Origin of the sequence: Parapedobacter pyrenivorans (assembly GCF_014636865.1) — a bacterium.
Classification (GTDB): Bacteria; Bacteroidota; Bacteroidia; order Sphingobacteriales; family Sphingobacteriaceae; genus Parapedobacter; species Parapedobacter pyrenivorans.
Genome location: NZ_BMER01000003.1, coordinates 20440 through 38647 on the forward strand (window position 1 = coordinate 20440; position 18208 = coordinate 38647).

The window sequence follows — 18208 nt, forward strand, 5'->3', positions numbered from 1 at the left end:
TTAGCGTTCCTTTTTCCAATTGCTTTTACGCTCCTGTTCGAGGCCTACTTCGCGCAGCAAAGCGGTTTTCAGTTTCGCTACGGCGGCGCTATCCATCGCCGGTTGTGTTGCGGACTTTTCGACAGTGGTTCTGACCACCATTTCCTTGATGATGATTGGCATTATTTTGTTTGTTTTATTGTCTTGCAAGCAAACTCCAGGTTAATAATCGCAACCGCATTTTTCTGCGATTCGAAGCTTTCTGTAGCCCATTTGACCGGGTAAGCCCCGCCACACTCCCACAGGTGAAGTGTTTCTCCTTTGGCATCCAGCAAGTGAATCAGTAAATCACGGGGCTGTATTGGCTTGCCTTCGTCAAAATTAAGCGTGTTCGTTATCCACTCCGTGAGGCTGGCACCTGCCCCGCTCCCTACAGGCAACATCGCACGCTTCATACTCACCCGGCCTGTCTTTATCCCCTTCGGCAGGTGCAGCACAGCATCATTTACCCCGCCTTCTTGCTGGGTCTCTATATCGAGCTCTGCACTAAGTCCCGATACCTCTTGGAAGGCAATGTCTTCGATGCCCTGCTGCCCCGAAAATGTTACTTTGAAGTAGAAGGCCACCGGAAGTGACCATCCTGATTGTCCAAACATACCGATAGGTTATCCCAACGTGGGTGATTAACTGTTGGCAATGGTGATGCCCTCATGCGCCACTTCCATGGTCTCCACGGCCACCTCGTTTCCATCGGACTTCATATCCGTACCCGTTATCTTGGTGGGCCATGCATTGATCAACGTCCAAGTCATCGTCGGATTACCGCCTTCATCCAACAAACTGATCACCATAGATTTACGCTCAATGGTATTCATCTTGATCTTGTTAAACCAGTCCCAGAAGAAATTATCGCCTTTGAACACACCCTTCTTCAACGTAACGTTGCTTGACTTCTTGATGCCCGGCATTTTGATCGTGGAAAACTCTGGACTGTTGCCATGCCGGTATTCAACAACCTGCGCTTCAATATCCAACCCGGAGACCTCTTGAAAGGCAACTTCCTGATCGGCAACTTTGACCTGAAAATAAAACTTCGGCAACGGCCATACTTTATCTTGTGCTTCTCCTGCCATGATATTCGATTTTTAAAAGGATTAAAAAATGTAATTGTAATTGAACTTAACTTTTTTGCATTTGCTGCTGAAACGTGATCTCGATGAACTCAGCCGGCCGCACGACAGCTACCAGCACGGTCACACGCATGATGCCTTCCAGAATATCTTCCGGGGTCATGGTCTCACCCAGGCCGATATGCACACTGAATGCATCATCCGGTGTGGATCCAGCCAGTCCGCCCCGTTTCCACACGCTCGTCAGGAAGTTACTGACCATGCTCCGCACACTTACCCACGTATTGGCTGTGTTAGGATCGAACACGTATGCACGAGCGGCATTTTTGATCGATTCCTCGATCATGATGATCGTACGCCGTACATTGATGTAACGCCAATCCAGGGAATTGCCATCGAGCGTACGCGCTCCCCAAACTTTGATACCCTCGCCAACAAAGGAGCGTATGGCATTGATCGCTTTCCCGCTGATGGGCACGTTGAGATCCTCTTGCTGAGCGTGCGATACTGTACAGCAGGGGCTATTTACAGCAGCAATACTGACGTTTGCAGGGGCTTTCCAAACCCCTTTTGAATTGTCAACCAGCGTAAATACGCCCGCCATAGCGGCCGAAGGTGGCAACGTGTTCAATTTAAAGCGGATTTCCTTGAGTATATCCCGGTATATCGGGCTCACCTGGTAGAGTATCTTGTGATTCGTTGTGATCACTTGCTTGGCTTCTGCCGTAAGCTCATCGTCTTTGGTGGCTTCCAGTCCGTCCACAAGCTCTGAAAACCCTACGATTGCGCTTTTTTCGGCTTCTTGCTTCAGCAGGTCCTTCAAGGGCCCAATATCCGATAGGCTACGGTAGTCCAGATCCCCATCTTGCACCAGTGTTGTATTCAACCAGGGATAATATGCCGCACCAAAATCCAGAAAATTACTGCCAATATATTCGCGGAAGTCATTGACCACATCACCAGCTGGATCCGTGCGTTCTTTGTTACCTTCAAACACATCTACAATGGCGAACCTGGACCTCATCTCATAACCGCAATGCTTAAGCATCGCTTCCTGGACAGTTTTGCACCCATCGCTACTTAGATTCACCGCTTCTGGGATGACCAGCATCGTCGGCTCCTGCTCCCTGAGCAATTGGTTGATACCGCCTAAAAAGGCATCGGCAGCGGGATCACTGGTGTAATCGCCCACCGAGACCACGTAACATGGCCCGCCACCGTTGGCAAAAAATAGCAGCATATTGTAATACAGCGAAAAGGTAGTCTCCCGCGTTACATTGAAGCGTCCATAGGCGCTCACCAAATCCGCCTTTTGACCATCCTCCGATGCGCTAAGTGTGAAAGCTGGTGCTGGTGCTCCCCCGAAATATGCGTGGTATTCGGCCATGGAAGCGATCCGCCACGGCTTATCCAGCAGGGACTTGTTACCATTTTCGGCTTTTTCCGTAAAGCCGACAAATGCCGGAACGGCAGTTGCCACTTCGACAACGGAACTGGGGAACGCGTTCTTCTCAACGACATAAACCCCGGGTGTTTTCATAATAGACATAAGCATTAAGAATATAAAGATTAACAATAACAATATACTGTAATCGCCCCCTGAGGGTCGAAATGTGATGATACAGCGGGTTGGGGTGCGGCGATACCGCAAAGTGTTATCCGGCTCTGGCGCAACTGTTCCATCAAGCGGATACGGTAGGGATACCGGTCACGAAGTGAAACCGGTGTCAGCGATACAAAACGTAAGGCTTGATAGGCAACGCCAGGCACTTCAACCGGCGTTCCTTCGGAAAACGAAAGATGTCCTTGTTCGTCTTCCAAAGTCAACCGATTACTCAGCTTTCCATGTTTGGAAAACAAGATGATTTCCCAGTATTTCTCCTTGCTGCGAATCGGTATTACCGATGTTCGGTCGCTCCCATCAAATGCATCCGCACTGACCGTCATCAAGGCCCATACCCCCTTCTTACCCACGTAAGTCAGCGAATACGATGCATCTTTGGGTACATCGTCGTCAAAACGCGAATAATAATAAAAAGATGGTGCGTGGTGCCTGATTTCAAAATCCAAGGCTGTAGAATGGCTACCGGCAACCACCGAGCAGAGCACAACCCAGGTACAGGCATCTTGCTGCCGGAAAAGAAACCCGCCGTTATTCATTGCCCGAAGCGTTGCTCCCGTAGGCACCACATCCACGCGGCAAGTGCTGTCGGTAAAATAATCATGGCTGATGACCACCGTATGGACTACTTGGTATGAGGTGTGACTGCCCATGATTAAACGGTTCCGGTGTCTAACTGTTGTTCGCCGACCACCGCAGATAAGTCGATGATTTCCTGCTCATCGATCGTCAGCATTCGCATCCGGCAAAACACAGAAGGGATATAGCTAATCCCCATCATGCTCCATAAGTTCGAAAGGTCATGAGATGACAGGTTAACAGGATCCACGGATACCGGCCGATCCACATCGTCCAGCGGAAGTACCGTGTTTTTTTGCAGATAAGAAATGATTGCGGTCAAAATACGTATCGACTCGCCGTATTGCTTTTCGGGGAATACCACTGCAATGAGTACAAAAACATTGAGATGCCATGATGGTGCCGAAAGGCCTACCTTGTTTTGTCCTGCTGGCCTCTGGCCGAAACTTATGCCTCCGGCAGTTTCGCGCTCAATACCTGTGAGGCATATACTGACACGGTTTGTAGGCAGGTTTCCGGAAGTATCCTTAAGCGGCGAAAGAAGTACGATATCCTCCTTCAGCCGAAACATGATCCGTAAATGATCATTTAGTGAAGCGGTCAAACCGGACAGAATCTTGTACATAGTCGTATTGCAGGTAGCTGTTTTTGCACCACTAAGCTATCACGGGATGGCGAAGTTTTACTTCGCCTGATAAAATCGTTTCATTTTATCGACGATTGCATGCAATGCCTGGGTATGCTTACCGCCAAGGTCATCTGCCATAACGCTGCAAATGGTCTCCAGTAAATCTACCTCCTCATCGGTGAAAGAAAGGGGATGCAGGGTGAAATCGCGTTTTGTATAATAATACGATTTCCGCTTCCGGCAATAAGCAATAGGCGCATAAATACCCAAGAAGGCATCTTCTTTCATGGCACAAAGATCCAACTGTATCGTTCGTTGCGATACGGAATAGCCCAATTCTTGCTTACACAGGTCGACTAGCTGAGCAGTTTTTACATACGTGTTTCTTCGGAAAATCCGGTCGATTAGCTTGTATCTAGCCAATGCGTATTTGTTTTGAGGCATGTTTTGGTAAGATGTTTTTCAAATGGTATCATGTGGATGCAATTAATAACGTAATAACGGTTCCCAGTCATTTTCCAGCAACAGCATAGGTATAAAAATGCTCGGAAGGTCGATTAGCCGAATTAATACGGCCATGCTTTCATGGTATTTGTAGTATTTGGTAGTGTATCGTATTTGGTCGGAGACTTCGCCTCTTAGCCCGTAAAAATACAAAAAGGTTTTAATATGGCGAATTCAGCAATTTCATTTGAATTACTAAAATAAAGGCTTATTTTTGCAACCCGCTCGGAGAGGTGTCAGAGTGGTCGATCGAGCACGCTTGGAAAGCGTGTGTACTTAACGGTACCGAGGGTTCGAATCCCTCCCTCTCCGCCAACCAAAATGAAGCCCGACGAAAGTCGGGTTTTGTCGTTTACGGGCCGAGCCAAGCTTGCTTAAGCGAGGGTGCGTTAAACGGCAAAACAGGCTCACGAAGTGAGTATGGCTTCATTTTGGTTGAAACCTCCCTCTTGGATGGCTGCGGCCCTTGTGTGTTGGGATTGAGCAACGCAGCCAATCCCTCTCTCTCCGCGACAACGGAATCGTTTAGTATCAAACCCCTATAGCAATGTGTTTATAGGGGTTTTTCTTTTAGTAAGCCTTCCGACCATGGATTCTTTTTGTAATAAAAATCAGTAAAACCCTGAGCTTACCTGGGCTGACCGATGAAGATTTTTATAGCTATAGTTTGTTGTTGTACCGACCTATAGCCGGTGCTCCGCTTGCGGTGATCAGGTAATGAGCAGATCGTTTGATTAAACATATTTCATCTCGGTCGCTTTATGTATCAGTGCCGCAGCATTGGTAACCTTGAATTTTTGGAGTAGGTTGCGCCGGTGGCTCTCCACCGTAAGCGGGCTGATGAAAATCTTTTCGCCGATTTCTACCGAACTCAATCCGGCTGCCAACAACGCAAGCACCTCCTTTTCTCTGCGGGTTATAACGGGAAGATCGCCAGTCTTAAGATCATTTAAAATATCCTCAATGCCTTTGCTAAAGACCATCTCACCTTCCATGGCTTTTTGGATTCCCATAACAACCTCATCGGCTGATGCGTTCTTCAACAAGTAACCATTGGCGCCTGCAGCAAGCATACGTTGGATAATGCTATATTCATTGATGTTGCTGATGGCAATTATCCGCGTATCCGGATTGAGCTGCTTGATTGCTTCGCACAAGTCAATACCATTCCTATCCGGCAGGTTGATATCGAGCAGTATGACATCAACGGCGTTATGTTGCAGATAACCTAACGCCGTTGCTGCATCTGCAAACTTCCCCGCAAACCTTACGCCTTCCACATCCTGCAGCATGTATTCGAATCCCTGCAATACGACGGGATGGTCATCGACAATAATTACGGTAATCCGCTCTTTATTCATTTTAAAGGTATCTGAATGTTAAACGTTGTTCCTTCTCCAGCATTCGATTGTGACTCCATACTCCCATTTAATAAGGCAATTCGATTTTCGATATTCGTCAGCCCAAGACCGTTTGCCTGGTCATTTTTTATCAGTTCCATCCCTTTCCCATTATCTTCCACGGTAACGAACAGCCAGTTGTCCAATTCACTGCATTGCAGGATGATCTTACCAGCTCCAGCGTGTTTGACCGCATTGGTCAGCAACTCCTGTACAACACGATATACGGTGATACGCAATTGCTCGGTATAACTATCTTTCAGCCCGAGGTCCTGAAACACGACTTCGATCTGGGGCGTACCCATATAACGGCACAGGTCGGACAACGCAGGGACCAAGCCACCATAGCGCAGCGATTCGGGCATCATGTTATGGGCAATCCGCCGCAGCTCGTCAACCGAATAATCCAGCTGATCGATAACATCGTGAACGGCACCGTTGCCGCCCGAATCATTTCCGGCAGCTTTTGCTACGATCGAAGATAGCTTCAATTTTACACCTGCCAACAGCCCACCCAAACCATCATGTAAATCTTTCGCCAAGCGGCTTCTTTCAGCCTCCTGACCCTGGAGCATGGCATCGTATTGCCGCAACCGTTCCTGCTGGCGGACCGAACGAAGCTCTTCTTCATGCAACAGCTCATTTTGGGCAAGCAGCTTTTTGTTATTCCTTCCTATTTTCCAAGAAAAGAAAGCGATGGATAGGGCCAATAGCAATGCCGCACCCAAAGCCACTCCCCACCAACGGCTCCTAGCTATTTTCAGTTCCTGCTGCTGGTTCTTTGCTTCCAGCCGAAGGATCCGGTTTTCCCTTTCGGTAGTTTTATACTGTTGCTCAAAATTCAACACTTTTGAATTTACATCTTCTTGGTAGATGGAGTCCAGCAGTGTCCTTAAGGTATCCATTTGATGGTAAGCCGACCGGAAATCACCCAGCTGGTACTCCAATCGGGCCATCTCATTATGGTATAGTGCACGATTTTTCACGTTGTTGAAATCGTCATACCATGCGCGTGATGAAGCAAGATATGTTCTAGCTGCTTGATACTCGCCTAAGTCCCGGTATAGGGCATAAAGCTCAAAATTGAGGTCCATGAGCATGTAATCATCGCCCAATGCTTTGGCAGCCGAGATTCCCTTTTGATAGCTCTGCAATGCGTTGTCTTTTTCTCCGATCTGGCGGAAATAGGTTAGTTCATTTCGATAAAAGGCGGGAATATTGGTTGAATGCGGGAGCGACTGCACATAAAGCCCAGCACTATCCAAATAGTCTTTTGCTTGATCAACATCTTTCATCAACAACGCGTTCTTTGCAGCATTGTTGAGTATTTCCAACCTTTTATCCTCCTTGCCCCTAGCGAAGCGCAAAGCTCCAAGCGCCTGTCGGTAGTACGCGGCAGCTTTTTTATAATCTAATACATTGCCCAACAGCAGCCCCATGGTTTGCAATTGCATACCCACCTGTGCGCTATCGCCGGATAATCGCGCATAAGGCAGGCTTTTATGGACGACAACTTCCATAAAGGCTTCACTTTTATCTTCTTTTTGAAGCACTACGCCATAGTTGTTCCAGAGTTTGGACCGGTAATAATAACTTTTTGGAGAAACTTCGGTCGCCAACAAACTGTCCGCCACAGCAAACTCCGTCTTCGCCTGTAGCGGATGGTGGTCCATTAAGATATTGGCGTGATAAAGATGGTACAATCCTTTCTGAAAGTCAGTGGGCAATCTGCCCATCTGTTGACGGGCTTCAGTCAAATATTCACGAGCTTTTACGGTATCATAATCCGTCCAAAAAATGCTGACATCCAACAGCCCTTCGATCTTTGATGCCGTAGTGGGTGCCCGGCGAGCATTTTCCAACAGGCTGTCGGCATAGCGCGAAACAGCATCCTGAGCAGAAAGGGTGCGTATTCCAAAGACACACAACCCAAGCACTAACTTCATAATTAACCACCTGTAACAGTTAGCGTTGCAGCCTACGACCCACATGATAGATTTGTTTTCACCAGCATCAAATTTAAACTCATTTTTCAGGATACGCAACCTCAAAGCCAAAGAGTAGGATGCTGAAGTCAGCAACGATCAACTTCCTGATTTGTTACCTATCAAATGTAACAAGGGCGATTTTCCTGCGCAATCCACGAAAACAAGGGTTTCTACCGTTGAGTTATCTGGTTAGCAACACCCCCCTCCATACGTTGCAGCCCCGTTTCTAAAAGCCCGACCGCTTGTTCCAGTTCCGTCTCGTCCAGCGATGCGAAGCCAAACCTGAATGCATTCCGCTCTTTGTCAATCTTGGAAATCCGGAGCCGGGGATTTAGCGCTAGCTGTGCAAGGGAGAAAGCAGGATTCAGTTTTATCCAAATCGCCATTCCTCCGGTAGGCAACACATAAGAGACATACTTCTCCAGTTTTTCCTTCAATAGGTTATCCAAAAATGACCGACGCCGGTGATAGATTTTCTTTGCCTTTCTTATATGGCTTTTAAGTTCACCCCCATTCATCAAGGTAGCTAAAGCATTCTGCATATATCCATCGCCGCTGACGTCGATGACGCTCCGCAAAGCCATGCATTGTGCAACGAAGTTCTTAGGAGCAACCATGAATCCAATGCGCAGCGATGGGTCCAGTATCTTGGAGAATGAACCGATATAGATCACGTTTCCACGGTGGTGGGCACTCGCCAGTGGCAGGTACGGAGAAGATCCGTAGTGATAGTCGTAGTCGTAGTCGTCCTCGATAATAGCGAAAGAAAACCGTTTGGAAAGTTCCAACAATTTCATCCGCCGTTCGACATTCAGGGTTACAGTCGTAGGGTAATGGTGATGTGGAATAACATATACGGCATTTATTCTTTCTTTACCGCAGATGATCTCGATAGCGTCCGTATCGATTCCCTGGTCATCCACATCGACTTCGATAACCTTCGCACCTGCTTCTTCAAAGGCCTTGTTGGCAACCGGATAGTTTGGCTTGCCCACAATGACACGGGATGAACGCTCCAAAAGCAATTGCGCGGCTAGGTAAATACTCATTTGCGCGCCATGTGTAATTAGTAGGTTTTCAACGGAACTATTCAATCCCCTTGTCACCGATAAGTAACTTACCAACGCTTCCCGCAGGCTCAAGGTGCCCTGTGTTGTTCCGGTATGTGCGCTTTTAATGGCGTATTTCCGGGAAGTGAGCGAACGATAGGTTTTCAGCAAATCGGCTATGGGTGAAAGCCTGACATCGGGATGCCCATCATCGATAATGATTTCGGGAACGGATCCGGCATCTTCATCGGCAATATGTTCCTCAACAATGCGAAACGGTAGATTCAAATCATTTTCATAGGATGCGGGTATGTCTCCAGCGATCCATTTCTGGGGTTTAAGCGACGGAATATGTGCCGCGACCGAAACACATTTCCGTGGAATCACCGTGATCCAACCCTGGGCATCCAGTTCCTCATATGCGGCGATTACGGTCTTGCGATGAATGCCCAATGTTTTGGCTAATTCCCGGCTGCCCGGTAAACGCGTTTCGGCTTTTAGTATGCCGTTCCTGATTGCATTGGTGATGGAAATAGCAATCTGGCGGTAAACTGGAATCTTACTTGCTCTATCGAAGTATATGACGTGTTCGTACGGAAACATACTGGACTACCTATTGTATAAAATCTGGACCACAAAGGTAGTCCTATAAACAGGTAGTTTTGCCACATACATCAATATAATTTAAGTAATGGACTACAAAATCAAGAAAGCAAACCTGGAACATGTAAACGAAGTAGCAGAATTATTCGATCATTACCGGGTCTTCTATCGCCAAGCAAGCGATTACGAAAAATGCAGAGCATTCATTCGCGAGCGGTTACGCAACAATCAATCCCACATCTTTTTGGTTTATGCCGGCGATAAAGCCGTGGGGTTTGTTCAATTGTATGAACTTTATCATTACATTAAGCTCGAGAAACAATGGTTGCTGAGTGACCTGTTCGTACACCCCGATCATCGAAGCAAGGGGCTATCCGTGGCGCTGATCGACCGCAGCAAACAGTGGTGCGAAGAAACGGGAGCCTGCGGCTTGATGCTTGAGACAGAGAAAACGAACGACATCGGTAACAGCCTATACCCTCGTTGCGGTTTTGCATATGATGGTCTGCACAACTATTATCATTGGTGGAACTAGCAATGAGTCAAACAGCTAACAACCGAAGCATGACCGAGAAAATCATCGAGAATATGGCGACCATAAAGGAGCGTATTAGCAACGCCTGCCGCGAGAGCGGCAGGGATCCAAGTACCGTGAAACTGCTGCTAGCCACCAAGACCGTTGCCGCCGAATGCATTAAGATCGCATTGCAGGCCGGGCAAACCCTCATCGCCGAAAACAAAGTGCAGGAACTCAAGGAAAAATACGGAATCCTGCAGGAAATTCCACACACCAGTCATTTCATCGGTCACCTACAGACCAATAAGATCAAGGACATCCTGAAATATGGCGTATCCTGCCTTCAATCGCTCGACCGCTTCGACCTCGCAGAAAAACTGAATCGGCGCCTGCTTGCCGAAAACAAAACCATGGATGTACTGATCCAGGTGAATACATCCGATGAGGAAAGCAAATTCGGCATAAGTCCCGACAAGACCGTCGAACTGGTAAAGCAGGTAGCAAACATGGAATCGCTGAACATCAAAGGGTTAATGACAATAGGCCTGTTAAGCTCGGAGGCCGAGAAAACACGACGATGTTTCCGGTTGCTCAGGGATATCCAACAACAACTGATTGCGTTGGCCCTGCCGGGCGTCGAAATGAAGGAATTGTCGATGGGTATGAGTGGCGACCTAGAAACTGCTATTGGAGAGGGTGCGACCATCGTTCGGGTGGGCACCGCTATCTTCGGGCAACGGCCAACACCTGATAGCTATTACTGGAATGAAAACAAGTGATAATCCTAACGGAAGCGGCCAAAATGGCTATCCAGGATGTTAAAGCTGGCCACTGTCTTTTGAAATCCATCCAGGCGATACACGGAAATCCCGGTCGAAAAAGCCGCAGTTAAAACGTTCTTGCCTGGTAAGGAATCCCCTTGCCATCTTCGCAATAAGACTTGAGACTGTAGAGGAAAAAACCCCAATGATAATTGCAGGACCTGAACATATCAGTCACCGCCCGCCATTTCTCTTGCTTGAGCGTAACGATTGTCTGGCCCTTATTTTCACGCAGGTCAAATGATATGACTGTACCAACCCATTCGGGGTCTGAATCAATAACCTCCCAAACAATTCGTTTGTCCTTTTCCAATGTGGTGATTTTCATCCTGTCGACAGCCGAACCGAATCGGAATTCATTCACAAAGCCTACTATCGGTTCCACCGACAATTCCCCTGTCCATACCTCGGCCAGTCCTTCAGCGGTAGTCAATGCGCCAAATACGACTGAAGATGGCACCTTGATATCAACCAGATGTTCTATATTGTATGTTTGCTCCATAATCCAGTATTATACCATTCAATCTCTTTTCTTTCCTCAGCCTTAATGAAAGTAATCCTTTGCCTGGGTTCGTCCGTATTGATCGCGTCCTGAGACCCAATGACGGCTAAAATAAAAAAAAATAGGTGAATCATGGCGTCCCGTTTAATGCCTACGTATATCCCGAAGTCGTTTTAATTCCTGTTGGAGATTTTGCAAACGCTCAAGGAGGTGCCCGATGGCTTCCATTCCAGCGATGTTGATTTCCAATTCATCATGCATCCGTATATACTTTTCCAGATTGGGCAGTTGGTCATATTCGATAAACGACTTTTCTCCGGAACGGCTCAACTCAATCAAACCATGTTCATGCAATTGCACGACAAATGAAGTTTCGATGTTGTAATAGGTACAACATTGTTCCACAGCTATTCTTTTTGTTTTTTTCATGGCTGTATCGGTTAACGTTCCTTGGAAAGTTGTTCAAACAGTTCTTTTTCTTTGGCGGTAAGCCCCGTGGGTAACTGTATTTGGAAGGTAACGTAAAGATCACCAAAAGTACCCTCCTTTTTATAGACCGGGAATCCCTTGCCCTTCACACGCACTTTGGTACCGTTCTGTGTCTCCGGCGAAACTTTCAACTTCACCTTACCCGATAAGGTGTCTATGATCTCCTCGCCGCCCAGCATCGCCTTATAAAGATCGAGCGGTATCTGCTTATAGAGATTATTCCCCTGTCGTTCAAAAGAAGTATTGTTTTTAACGTCAAATGCAATATAGAGGTCGCCGTTTGGCCCACCGTTTACGCCTGGAGCACCGTAGCCGGGCAGCTTGATCTCCTGTCCATTTTCAATACCAGCAGGCACCGTTATACGGATATTTTTCCCCTGTATGGTAAACACCTGTTGATGGGTATGGTATGCTTCGGACAAGTCGACCGTAAGGGATGCATGATAATCCTGCCCCTTGAATTTAGCCGGTCTGCCGGCACCGCGGTTCCCAAACATGGAAGCAAAGAAATCCGAGAAGTCGCCACCACCGGTATACGAATATGCCCCACCGCCGAAGTCGCCTCCGTCCCCAGAGAACGGATTACCATGCCCGGTCGCCTGCTGTTGCTTGGCTTGTTCAAATTGTTCCGCATGTTTCCAATCCTTCCCATACTGATCATACCTTTCCCTTTTTTGCGGGTCTCCCAATACTTCATTCGCTTCATTGAGCTGTTGGAAAAACTTTCCAGCTTCTGGGTCATTGGGATTCAGATCGGGATGGTGCTTCCTGGCTAGCTTCCGGTAAGCTTTTTTGATATCATCGGCAGAAGCGTCTTTGCCTACACCCAAGATTTTATAATAGTCAACATAATCCATTTAAAAAAAGCACTGATTGATTCATCCCTTTATACTTTTTATTGTCCACTTACCGCATTAGCGGTTTCAGTACAACAAAAAAATCAAGCAACTGTTGGTTTACGGCAGCTAATAATTAAACGTTACCGCTATTCCAGTTCCTTGATCCGCTTTTGTACGTAATCGATGTAAATACGTTCTTCCTCTGACAGGTTTTGCTTCAGGTATTGCCGATAATACCGCAAGGCGTTACGTGCATCGCTCAGTTTGCGATCATACACGATGGCCATACTGTAATAGTGCAACGGAATGACCTCAAATTGAAAGCTGCGCAAATAGTTAGATACCGCGGCGGATGGTTGGTTCGCGAGGTCGTGCAGGTCGCCCTTTCGCCCATAATAGAACGCCGTATTCGGAGAAATTGCAAGCGTCAACACCTTATCCATACATTCCAACCCCTCCTGATATCGCTTCATTGCCCTATAAGCCATCGCCAGATAGTAGTAATCGGTCTCCCCCATCTGCCCATGGACCTCCAGCAACTGTTTGTACGTTTCCTCGCAACGAATGAAATCATCCGTATGGAAATACCCACGGGCCATTAACGACAGGACCTGTTGGCTGTCATCGCCCTGTTCGAGCAACTGCCCGCCTACCGTTATCACCTCCTGGTATCGCTTCATTTTGCCGGCCACTTTGATTTTACCCAGCAGCAGCAAACCGTTGTTCGGATCTGCTTCTAAAGCGCGCTGTAAGACAGAATCGGCCCGTCCGTATTGTTCCTGGTCCAAGCACAGCTGGGCAAAATCGAATGCGACTTCGCTGTTCAGTGGCTGAATATGATTCGCTCGTTGCAGGTAATCATAGGCAGACGCCGCATTCCCGCTGCGTTTCATCAGGTGGGAAAGCGCGCGATACGCCCTTACGTGGTTGCTATCTATCGCAATAATACGCAGGTAATATCCTGTTGCCTGCGGATAAAGCCTACGCTGCACATTGACGGTCGCCAGATTCAACAACGTAGAAACGCGTAGGCTATCCATCGCATATAACTGTTGGTAATATCGCTCCGCTTGTACATAATCACCCGCCATGCGATAGCAATAACCCAAACGACCCAGCACCGCCGGATCCGTTATCGTATCGGGATAAAACGTTTGCAGATATACTGCAGCCTCACGATATTGTTGGGTTTGATAAAGTTCGAGCAACTTATCGTTGTCCGGCCGTTGTTCCTGGGCACGGCCCGTCGCACCCCACAACAGCACGGTGCATAATGCCGAAACGTAAAGGATAACCTTTGTCATATCATCCAATTCTTTCATAACTAAAACCTTCGCAATATAACTAATTAATTAGTTAAATAAAAACCTTTTCCGCATTTCCTTGTTATGGTAAATAGAAAAAAAGGTATTATGGATAAGTTGAAGAAATTTGAATTGATGGAAAAAATCGTCCGCGAATTGGATGATTTGAAACGAAGCCAACAAGCGGTTCTGGAAAAGATCGGCAAGATTGAAGTGGACAACATCGAATTGGGCGACAGTCGGCTGGAAAAGATACTCCCCGATATCTATCAGCGTACAGCGGAAAATTCAGACGCAATTACCGAACTACTGGGCACTTTTTCGGAAACAACCGAAGACTTCGGCAACAAGAACAATGTCGATCAACTCCGCCAACAGCAGGAAATGGACGGTAATCGGAATGGATAATACGTTATCGAGCGGTAACAAAAAGTCCCGATTGCTAAGCAATCAGGACTTTTTGTTAAGTTTATAATTAATTGGTTTGCGCAATAAAAATATGGAAAATAAGTCGACATTGTCAACTTATTTATTCAAAAAAGTCAAAATTTTTCGGCGCACACCCATAACCTATTGTCAATCAACACCTAGCGGCATTTGCTAACCGTCACATCACCCTTTCCTGAAAAAATCGTTGAAATACAACAACTGGTACGGAATCGATTGCCGCCAATAATCCCAATTATGTGCGCCCGGTCCGGTGATGTACGTATGCGGGATGTTTCTGTCTAATAATTTCCGGTGCAGCTGTTCGTTAACTCCGTAGAAGAAATCACTCGTTCCACAATCGATTACCAAAGCCAATGCATTTGGTGTCAGGCGATGGAGCAGGTTGATCACCGTATGATCTTCCCAACGCTCAGGATATTCGGCATAAGTTCCCAACCGTTTGGCCATATCCCAGTTCAAGGGAAAGGGTCGGATATCTACCCCACCCGCCGTACTGCCGGCCGCACCGTATACGTCCAGGTGCCTAATGGCCAGGTACAGCGCACCGTGACCACCCATGCTCAATCCCGTTATCGCCCGCCCGTTGCGGTTGGGGATCGTTTTGTACTGCGCATCCACCCAGGTTACGAGTTCGGTAGCAACAAACGTTTCATAGCAGAAGTTCCCATCCATCGGGCTATCCCAGTACCAACTGCCGAACCCGCCGTCGGGACAGACAATGATCAAGCCATACCGATCGGCCATCTCCTTAATATCTGGTGCATTGTTTACCCAATCGGCGTAGTTGCCACTGTACCCGTGCAACAAGTAAACGACGGGCAACGAGTCGCGGTTAGGATAGTCATCAGGGGTAATGATAACCGTCTTGATGGTCTTGTTCATGGCGGTGCTGGCTACAGCTACCGTATCCACTTCGGCGGCGTGCAAGCACATCCCACCCACAATCAATAATGCAGTACTAAAAAGCGTTTTTATACGATTCATTTTTGCTGGTTTTACAATCGCTGGTAAAAATACAAAAAGGGAGTCATTCCCAAAGCCGCTTCACTTAAGGTGTAGTAGCCGCGCCCGTCGTGCGCAAATGAGATCGCTTCCCCTTGGGGTTCAGGTTTATAGGGTAGTTTTATGGCGGGTCGGCTTAGTGCTGCCGGTATCGACTCTTTTGGCCTCCGCTTCCAGTAAAAGACTTCCATCAGACTTTTCAGGAGTATTTCGGTGCCGTCCGGGCTGATCGCTGCCGAGGTAATAAAGGTATGGGGCAGCTTTCCCACCTTACGGAGTATCATGGTGTCCACCGGAGTTTCCGGCAAATCCGAGCTGTAGATCCCCACTTCCAATTCCCTTTTGCTGATTACGTAAATGCACTTATCCTGCGGATCGAAAAACAACGATTCAGCATCCCGCGGGCCGTCTTCATACTTCAACGTAAAGGTGCGTATCTGTTCCTTCAAAATCGTATCCACGGTCAGTTTCCCTACGTCGACCACAGGTTCCTCGAAAACATGCAATTGGACGTAAGGCCGTTTCCCACGATTGTCGCCGATATCGCCCACCACCATATAATGACGCCCGTTGCGTTCCATCATTCCGATATCCTCCCAATCGCGCGCAGTAATCCCCCCCAAGTAAAACGTGGCCTTATACGCTGCCGATCTGTCGATGAGAAAAATGCGTGCTTTGTCCCCACTATCGTTGTGTGTCCAAAAATGATGCGGGTTTCCCACGGCAGCGATCAACCCCGAAGCTTCACTGATATCGGTTCTCTCTATTTTTCCCAACGCGCGGCCCGGACCGAATACTGTCGCATGATCTTGCCCCATAGCGCTTTCTGCTACCAGACAACACACCACCCACGCTATTAATTGTCGTCTTAGCCTCATGCCGCCAAAATACAAATTAATTTCGCCCAAAACATTTTCCTTATCTTTGTCTTCACAATCGCAACATACATGAATGTATACCAGTTTTACGATAACGGACTAGCACACGCCTCCTACGCCATATTGAGTGAAGGCCAAATCGCATTGATCGACCCGGCACGCGATCCACAACCTTACCTCGATTATGCTAAGCACCACGGGGCAAAGATTTCACTCGTCATTGAAACCCACCCCCACGCCGATTTTGTGAGTTCACACCTGGAATTGCATAAACTTACCGGGGCTAATTTATACACCAGTCGCTTAGTCGCGGCTGAATATCCGCATATCCCGTTTGACGACGGCGACCAAATCCTGTTGGGCAATGCGTCGTTAAAAGCAATCAATACCCCCGGGCATTCACCGGATAGTATCTGCATCCTGCTGTCAGACGAATCAAACCTACCCTATGCGGTATTCACCGGTGACACGTTGTTTGTGGGAGATGTGGGTCGACCGGATCTGCGGGAAAACGTGGGGAACATCACCGAAAAGGCGGTTGCCTTAGCGCAGCAGTTGTATGCGTCCACACGGGAAAAGCTGATGACGCTACCCGCCGATGTCATCGTGTATCCTGCCCACGGTCCCGGCTCGCTTTGCGGTAAAAACATGAGTGACGACCTGCAAAGCACCATTGGAAGAGAAATCAGTGATAATTATGCACTGCAGCCCATGAGCGAGGAAGCCTTTGTCGCCTTAATCATGGACCAGCAGCCTTTTGTCCCGAAGTATTTCGCCTATGACGTGATGCTCAATAAAAAAGGAGCGCCCCCCTATTCAGTGGCCATCGCTGCCATTCCGACACTTAACAGCCTGGAAGAACGAACCATGGATACACTGATTGTGGATGCACGGCCCGCGGCACAATTCAAGGCCGGACATTTGCCCGGTGCCATCAATATACCGGATGGATTACGCTTCGAGACCTGGCTTGGTTCTATCGTCAATCCCGGTGAAGTGTATTATTTATTGGCCGAAGATACCGAACAGCTGCAATTACTTACGGCGAAAGCGGCCAAGATAGGCTATGAGCAACAGGTTGCCGGACTGGCAGTGATCACGAAGGGGCCGCTGCTGTCCGCCCCGTTGGACCTGGCGAATTTCACCAATAACCAACAGGATTACACCATCGTGGATATCCGGAATCGTCAGGAAGTCGACGCCAATCCCATTTTCAACGGATCTATCAATATTCCCCTCCCCGATCTTCGTGAACACCTCCACCTATTGCCCGGCAAAAAGCCTATCGTTGTCCATTGTGCAGGGGGCTACCGTTCTGCCATCGGCTCAAGTATCATCACCGCTGCATTGCCTGATGCGGTTGTATTCGATTTGGGTTCACACATTGCCGAATTTACAGCAGTAAGCTAATGTGGCCATTCGTAACCTTTTTGTGCCTAACGTGGGGGCACGGGCAACAAGATTCGACCCACAACCCCGAGTTTGCCGAGCGCCTGAACAGCATCTACCGCCACAGCGTACCCGCCGTTACCGTGAGCGAATTGAAGGTCCTGATGAAGCAAGGTGTCATTGTGCTCGATACCCGTGAAAAAGATGAGTTTGACGTGAGCCACGTCAAATACGCTCGTCACGTCGGCTATATCTGGTTTGATATGCGCGAGGTCTATGACATCCCGAAAACGGATACCATCGTGGTTTACTGCGCGATTGGCAACCGGAGTGAGCGCATCGGTGAGAAGCTCCACAAAGCGGGTTACCGGCATGTCTATAATCTATTCGGCGGTATCTATGAATGGGTCAACCAACGCAATCCGGTGTATAACAACCGCGATGTGCAAACCACAGAAGTACATGGCTATGACAAAAACTGGGCGCAGTGGCTCGATCGTGCCACGCGTGTGTATTGACGTCGGTTTTGTTGGGTC

Annotated in this window: 21 protein-coding genes and 1 tRNA gene; 6 read left to right on the forward strand and 16 right to left on the reverse strand. The window is 47.9% G+C overall.

The features are described 5' to 3' along the window. From IEV98_RS14775 to IEV98_RS14805, 7 genes are read right to left on the reverse strand one after another with little or no spacing between them, the layout of a single operon-like run. Positions 1–162: a DUF5908 family protein gene (locus IEV98_RS14775; protein ID WP_188506799.1), complete on the reverse strand. Its 162-nt coding sequence runs from the start codon at positions 160–162 to the stop codon at positions 1–3. Next, on the reverse strand, positions 162–635 hold the full coding sequence (locus tag IEV98_RS14780) for a phage tail protein (RefSeq protein WP_188506800.1): 474 nt from the start codon (positions 633–635) through the stop codon (positions 162–164). The genes IEV98_RS14775 and IEV98_RS14780 overlap by 1 nt, the downstream gene beginning before the upstream one ends. 27 nt (positions 636–662) lie before the next feature. Next, positions 663–1112, reverse strand: a complete 450-nt coding sequence (locus IEV98_RS14785; RefSeq protein WP_188506801.1) for a phage tail protein — start codon at positions 1110–1112, stop codon at positions 663–665. A 46-nt stretch (positions 1113–1158) separates the two neighbouring features. Continuing rightward, positions 1159–2658, reverse strand: coding sequence for a phage tail sheath family protein (locus tag IEV98_RS14790; protein ID WP_188506802.1), 1500 nt, complete (start codon positions 2656–2658; stop codon positions 1159–1161). A 20-nt stretch (positions 2659–2678) separates the two neighbouring features. Beyond that, positions 2679–3383 (reverse strand): hypothetical protein, encoded by a 705-nt coding sequence (locus IEV98_RS14795; protein ID WP_188506803.1) that lies wholly within the window; start codon positions 3381–3383, stop codon positions 2679–2681. A 2-nt stretch (positions 3384–3385) separates the two neighbouring features. Next, positions 3386–3934: a Pvc16 family protein gene (locus tag IEV98_RS14800; protein WP_262892487.1), complete on the reverse strand. Its 549-nt coding sequence runs from the start codon at positions 3932–3934 to the stop codon at positions 3386–3388. Positions 3935–3991: 57 nt separating this feature from the next. After that, positions 3992–4381 (reverse strand): hypothetical protein, encoded by a 390-nt coding sequence (locus IEV98_RS14805; protein WP_188506805.1) that lies wholly within the window; start codon positions 4379–4381, stop codon positions 3992–3994. 287 nt (positions 4382–4668) lie between these two features. Between IEV98_RS14805 and IEV98_RS14810 the strand changes: the two genes are divergently transcribed. Beyond that, positions 4669–4756, forward strand: a tRNA-Ser gene (locus IEV98_RS14810). A 419-nt stretch (positions 4757–5175) separates the two neighbouring features. Here the strand turns inward: IEV98_RS14810 and IEV98_RS14815 are convergent. From IEV98_RS14815 to pdxR, 3 genes are all read right to left on the reverse strand, one after another. Further along, a complete protein-coding gene (locus IEV98_RS14815) occupies positions 5176–5802 on the reverse strand; it encodes a response regulator transcription factor (protein ID WP_188506806.1) in 627 nt (208 codons plus the stop codon). Continuing rightward, positions 5799–7787 carry an ATP-binding protein gene (locus IEV98_RS14820; protein ID WP_188506807.1) on the reverse strand — a complete coding sequence of 663 codons (1989 nt, stop codon included), beginning with the start codon at positions 7785–7787 and terminating at the stop codon, positions 5799–5801. The genes IEV98_RS14815 and IEV98_RS14820 overlap by 4 nt, the downstream gene beginning before the upstream one ends. A 212-nt stretch (positions 7788–7999) precedes the next feature. Next, positions 8000–9481 carry a MocR-like pyridoxine biosynthesis transcription factor PdxR gene (gene pdxR / locus IEV98_RS14825; protein WP_188506808.1) on the reverse strand — a complete coding sequence of 494 codons (1482 nt, stop codon included), beginning with the start codon at positions 9479–9481 and terminating at the stop codon, positions 8000–8002. An 88-nt stretch (positions 9482–9569) separates the two neighbouring features. Between pdxR and IEV98_RS14830 the strand changes: the two genes are divergently transcribed. Together IEV98_RS14830 and IEV98_RS14835 are read left to right on the forward strand one after the other, a co-directional pair. Continuing rightward, positions 9570–10016 carry a GNAT family N-acetyltransferase gene (locus IEV98_RS14830; RefSeq protein WP_188506809.1) on the forward strand — a complete coding sequence of 149 codons (447 nt, stop codon included), beginning with the start codon at positions 9570–9572 and terminating at the stop codon, positions 10014–10016. 29 nt (positions 10017–10045) lie between these two features. Then, positions 10046–10777 (forward strand): YggS family pyridoxal phosphate-dependent enzyme, encoded by a 732-nt coding sequence (locus IEV98_RS14835; protein ID WP_188506810.1) that lies wholly within the window; start codon positions 10046–10048, stop codon positions 10775–10777. A 109-nt stretch (positions 10778–10886) separates the two neighbouring features. Here the strand turns inward: IEV98_RS14835 and IEV98_RS14840 are convergent, their stop codons facing one another. The 4 genes from IEV98_RS14840 to IEV98_RS14855 form a co-directional block, all read right to left on the reverse strand. After that, positions 10887–11321, reverse strand: coding sequence for an SRPBCC family protein (locus IEV98_RS14840; RefSeq protein ID WP_188506811.1), 435 nt, complete (start codon positions 11319–11321; stop codon positions 10887–10889). A gap of 144 nt (positions 11322–11465) precedes the next feature. After that, the gene (locus IEV98_RS14845; protein ID WP_188506812.1) at positions 11466–11750 is read right to left on the reverse strand and encodes a chaperone modulator CbpM; all 285 of its coding nucleotides are present in this window, start codon (positions 11748–11750) and stop codon (positions 11466–11468) included. An 11-nt stretch (positions 11751–11761) separates the two neighbouring features. After that, the gene (locus IEV98_RS14850) at positions 11762–12667 is read right to left on the reverse strand and encodes a DnaJ C-terminal domain-containing protein (protein WP_188506813.1); all 906 of its coding nucleotides are present in this window, start codon (positions 12665–12667) and stop codon (positions 11762–11764) included. A gap of 128 nt (positions 12668–12795) precedes the next feature. Further along, positions 12796–13953 carry a tetratricopeptide repeat protein gene (locus IEV98_RS14855; protein ID WP_229738781.1) on the reverse strand — a complete coding sequence of 386 codons (1158 nt, stop codon included), beginning with the start codon at positions 13951–13953 and terminating at the stop codon, positions 12796–12798. 108 nt (positions 13954–14061) lie between these two features. Between IEV98_RS14855 and IEV98_RS14860 the strand changes: the two genes are divergently transcribed. Further along, entirely contained in the window at positions 14062–14361 is a 300-nt protein-coding gene (locus IEV98_RS14860; RefSeq protein ID WP_188506815.1) for a hypothetical protein, read from the forward strand. A gap of 204 nt (positions 14362–14565) precedes the next feature. Here the strand turns inward: IEV98_RS14860 and IEV98_RS14865 are convergent, their stop codons facing one another. Together IEV98_RS14865 and IEV98_RS14870 are read right to left on the reverse strand one after the other, a co-directional pair. Further along, positions 14566–15387 (reverse strand): alpha/beta hydrolase, encoded by an 822-nt coding sequence (locus tag IEV98_RS14865; RefSeq protein WP_188506816.1) that lies wholly within the window; start codon positions 15385–15387, stop codon positions 14566–14568. Positions 15388–15398: 11 nt separating this feature from the next. After that, complete coding sequence (locus tag IEV98_RS14870; RefSeq protein ID WP_188506817.1) at positions 15399–16283, reverse strand: hypothetical protein; 885 nt, start codon at positions 16281–16283, stop codon at positions 15399–15401. A 69-nt stretch (positions 16284–16352) separates the two neighbouring features. Here IEV98_RS14870 and IEV98_RS14875 point away from each other — a divergent pair, with 69 nt between their 5' ends. Continuing rightward, positions 16353–17693 (forward strand): MBL fold metallo-hydrolase, encoded by a 1341-nt coding sequence (locus tag IEV98_RS14875; protein ID WP_188506818.1) that lies wholly within the window; start codon positions 16353–16355, stop codon positions 17691–17693. Continuing rightward, positions 17693–18190, forward strand: a complete 498-nt coding sequence (locus tag IEV98_RS14880) for a rhodanese-like domain-containing protein (RefSeq protein WP_188506819.1) — start codon at positions 17693–17695, stop codon at positions 18188–18190. The genes IEV98_RS14875 and IEV98_RS14880 overlap by 1 nt, the downstream gene beginning before the upstream one ends. Positions 18191–18208 lie beyond the last annotated feature (18 nt).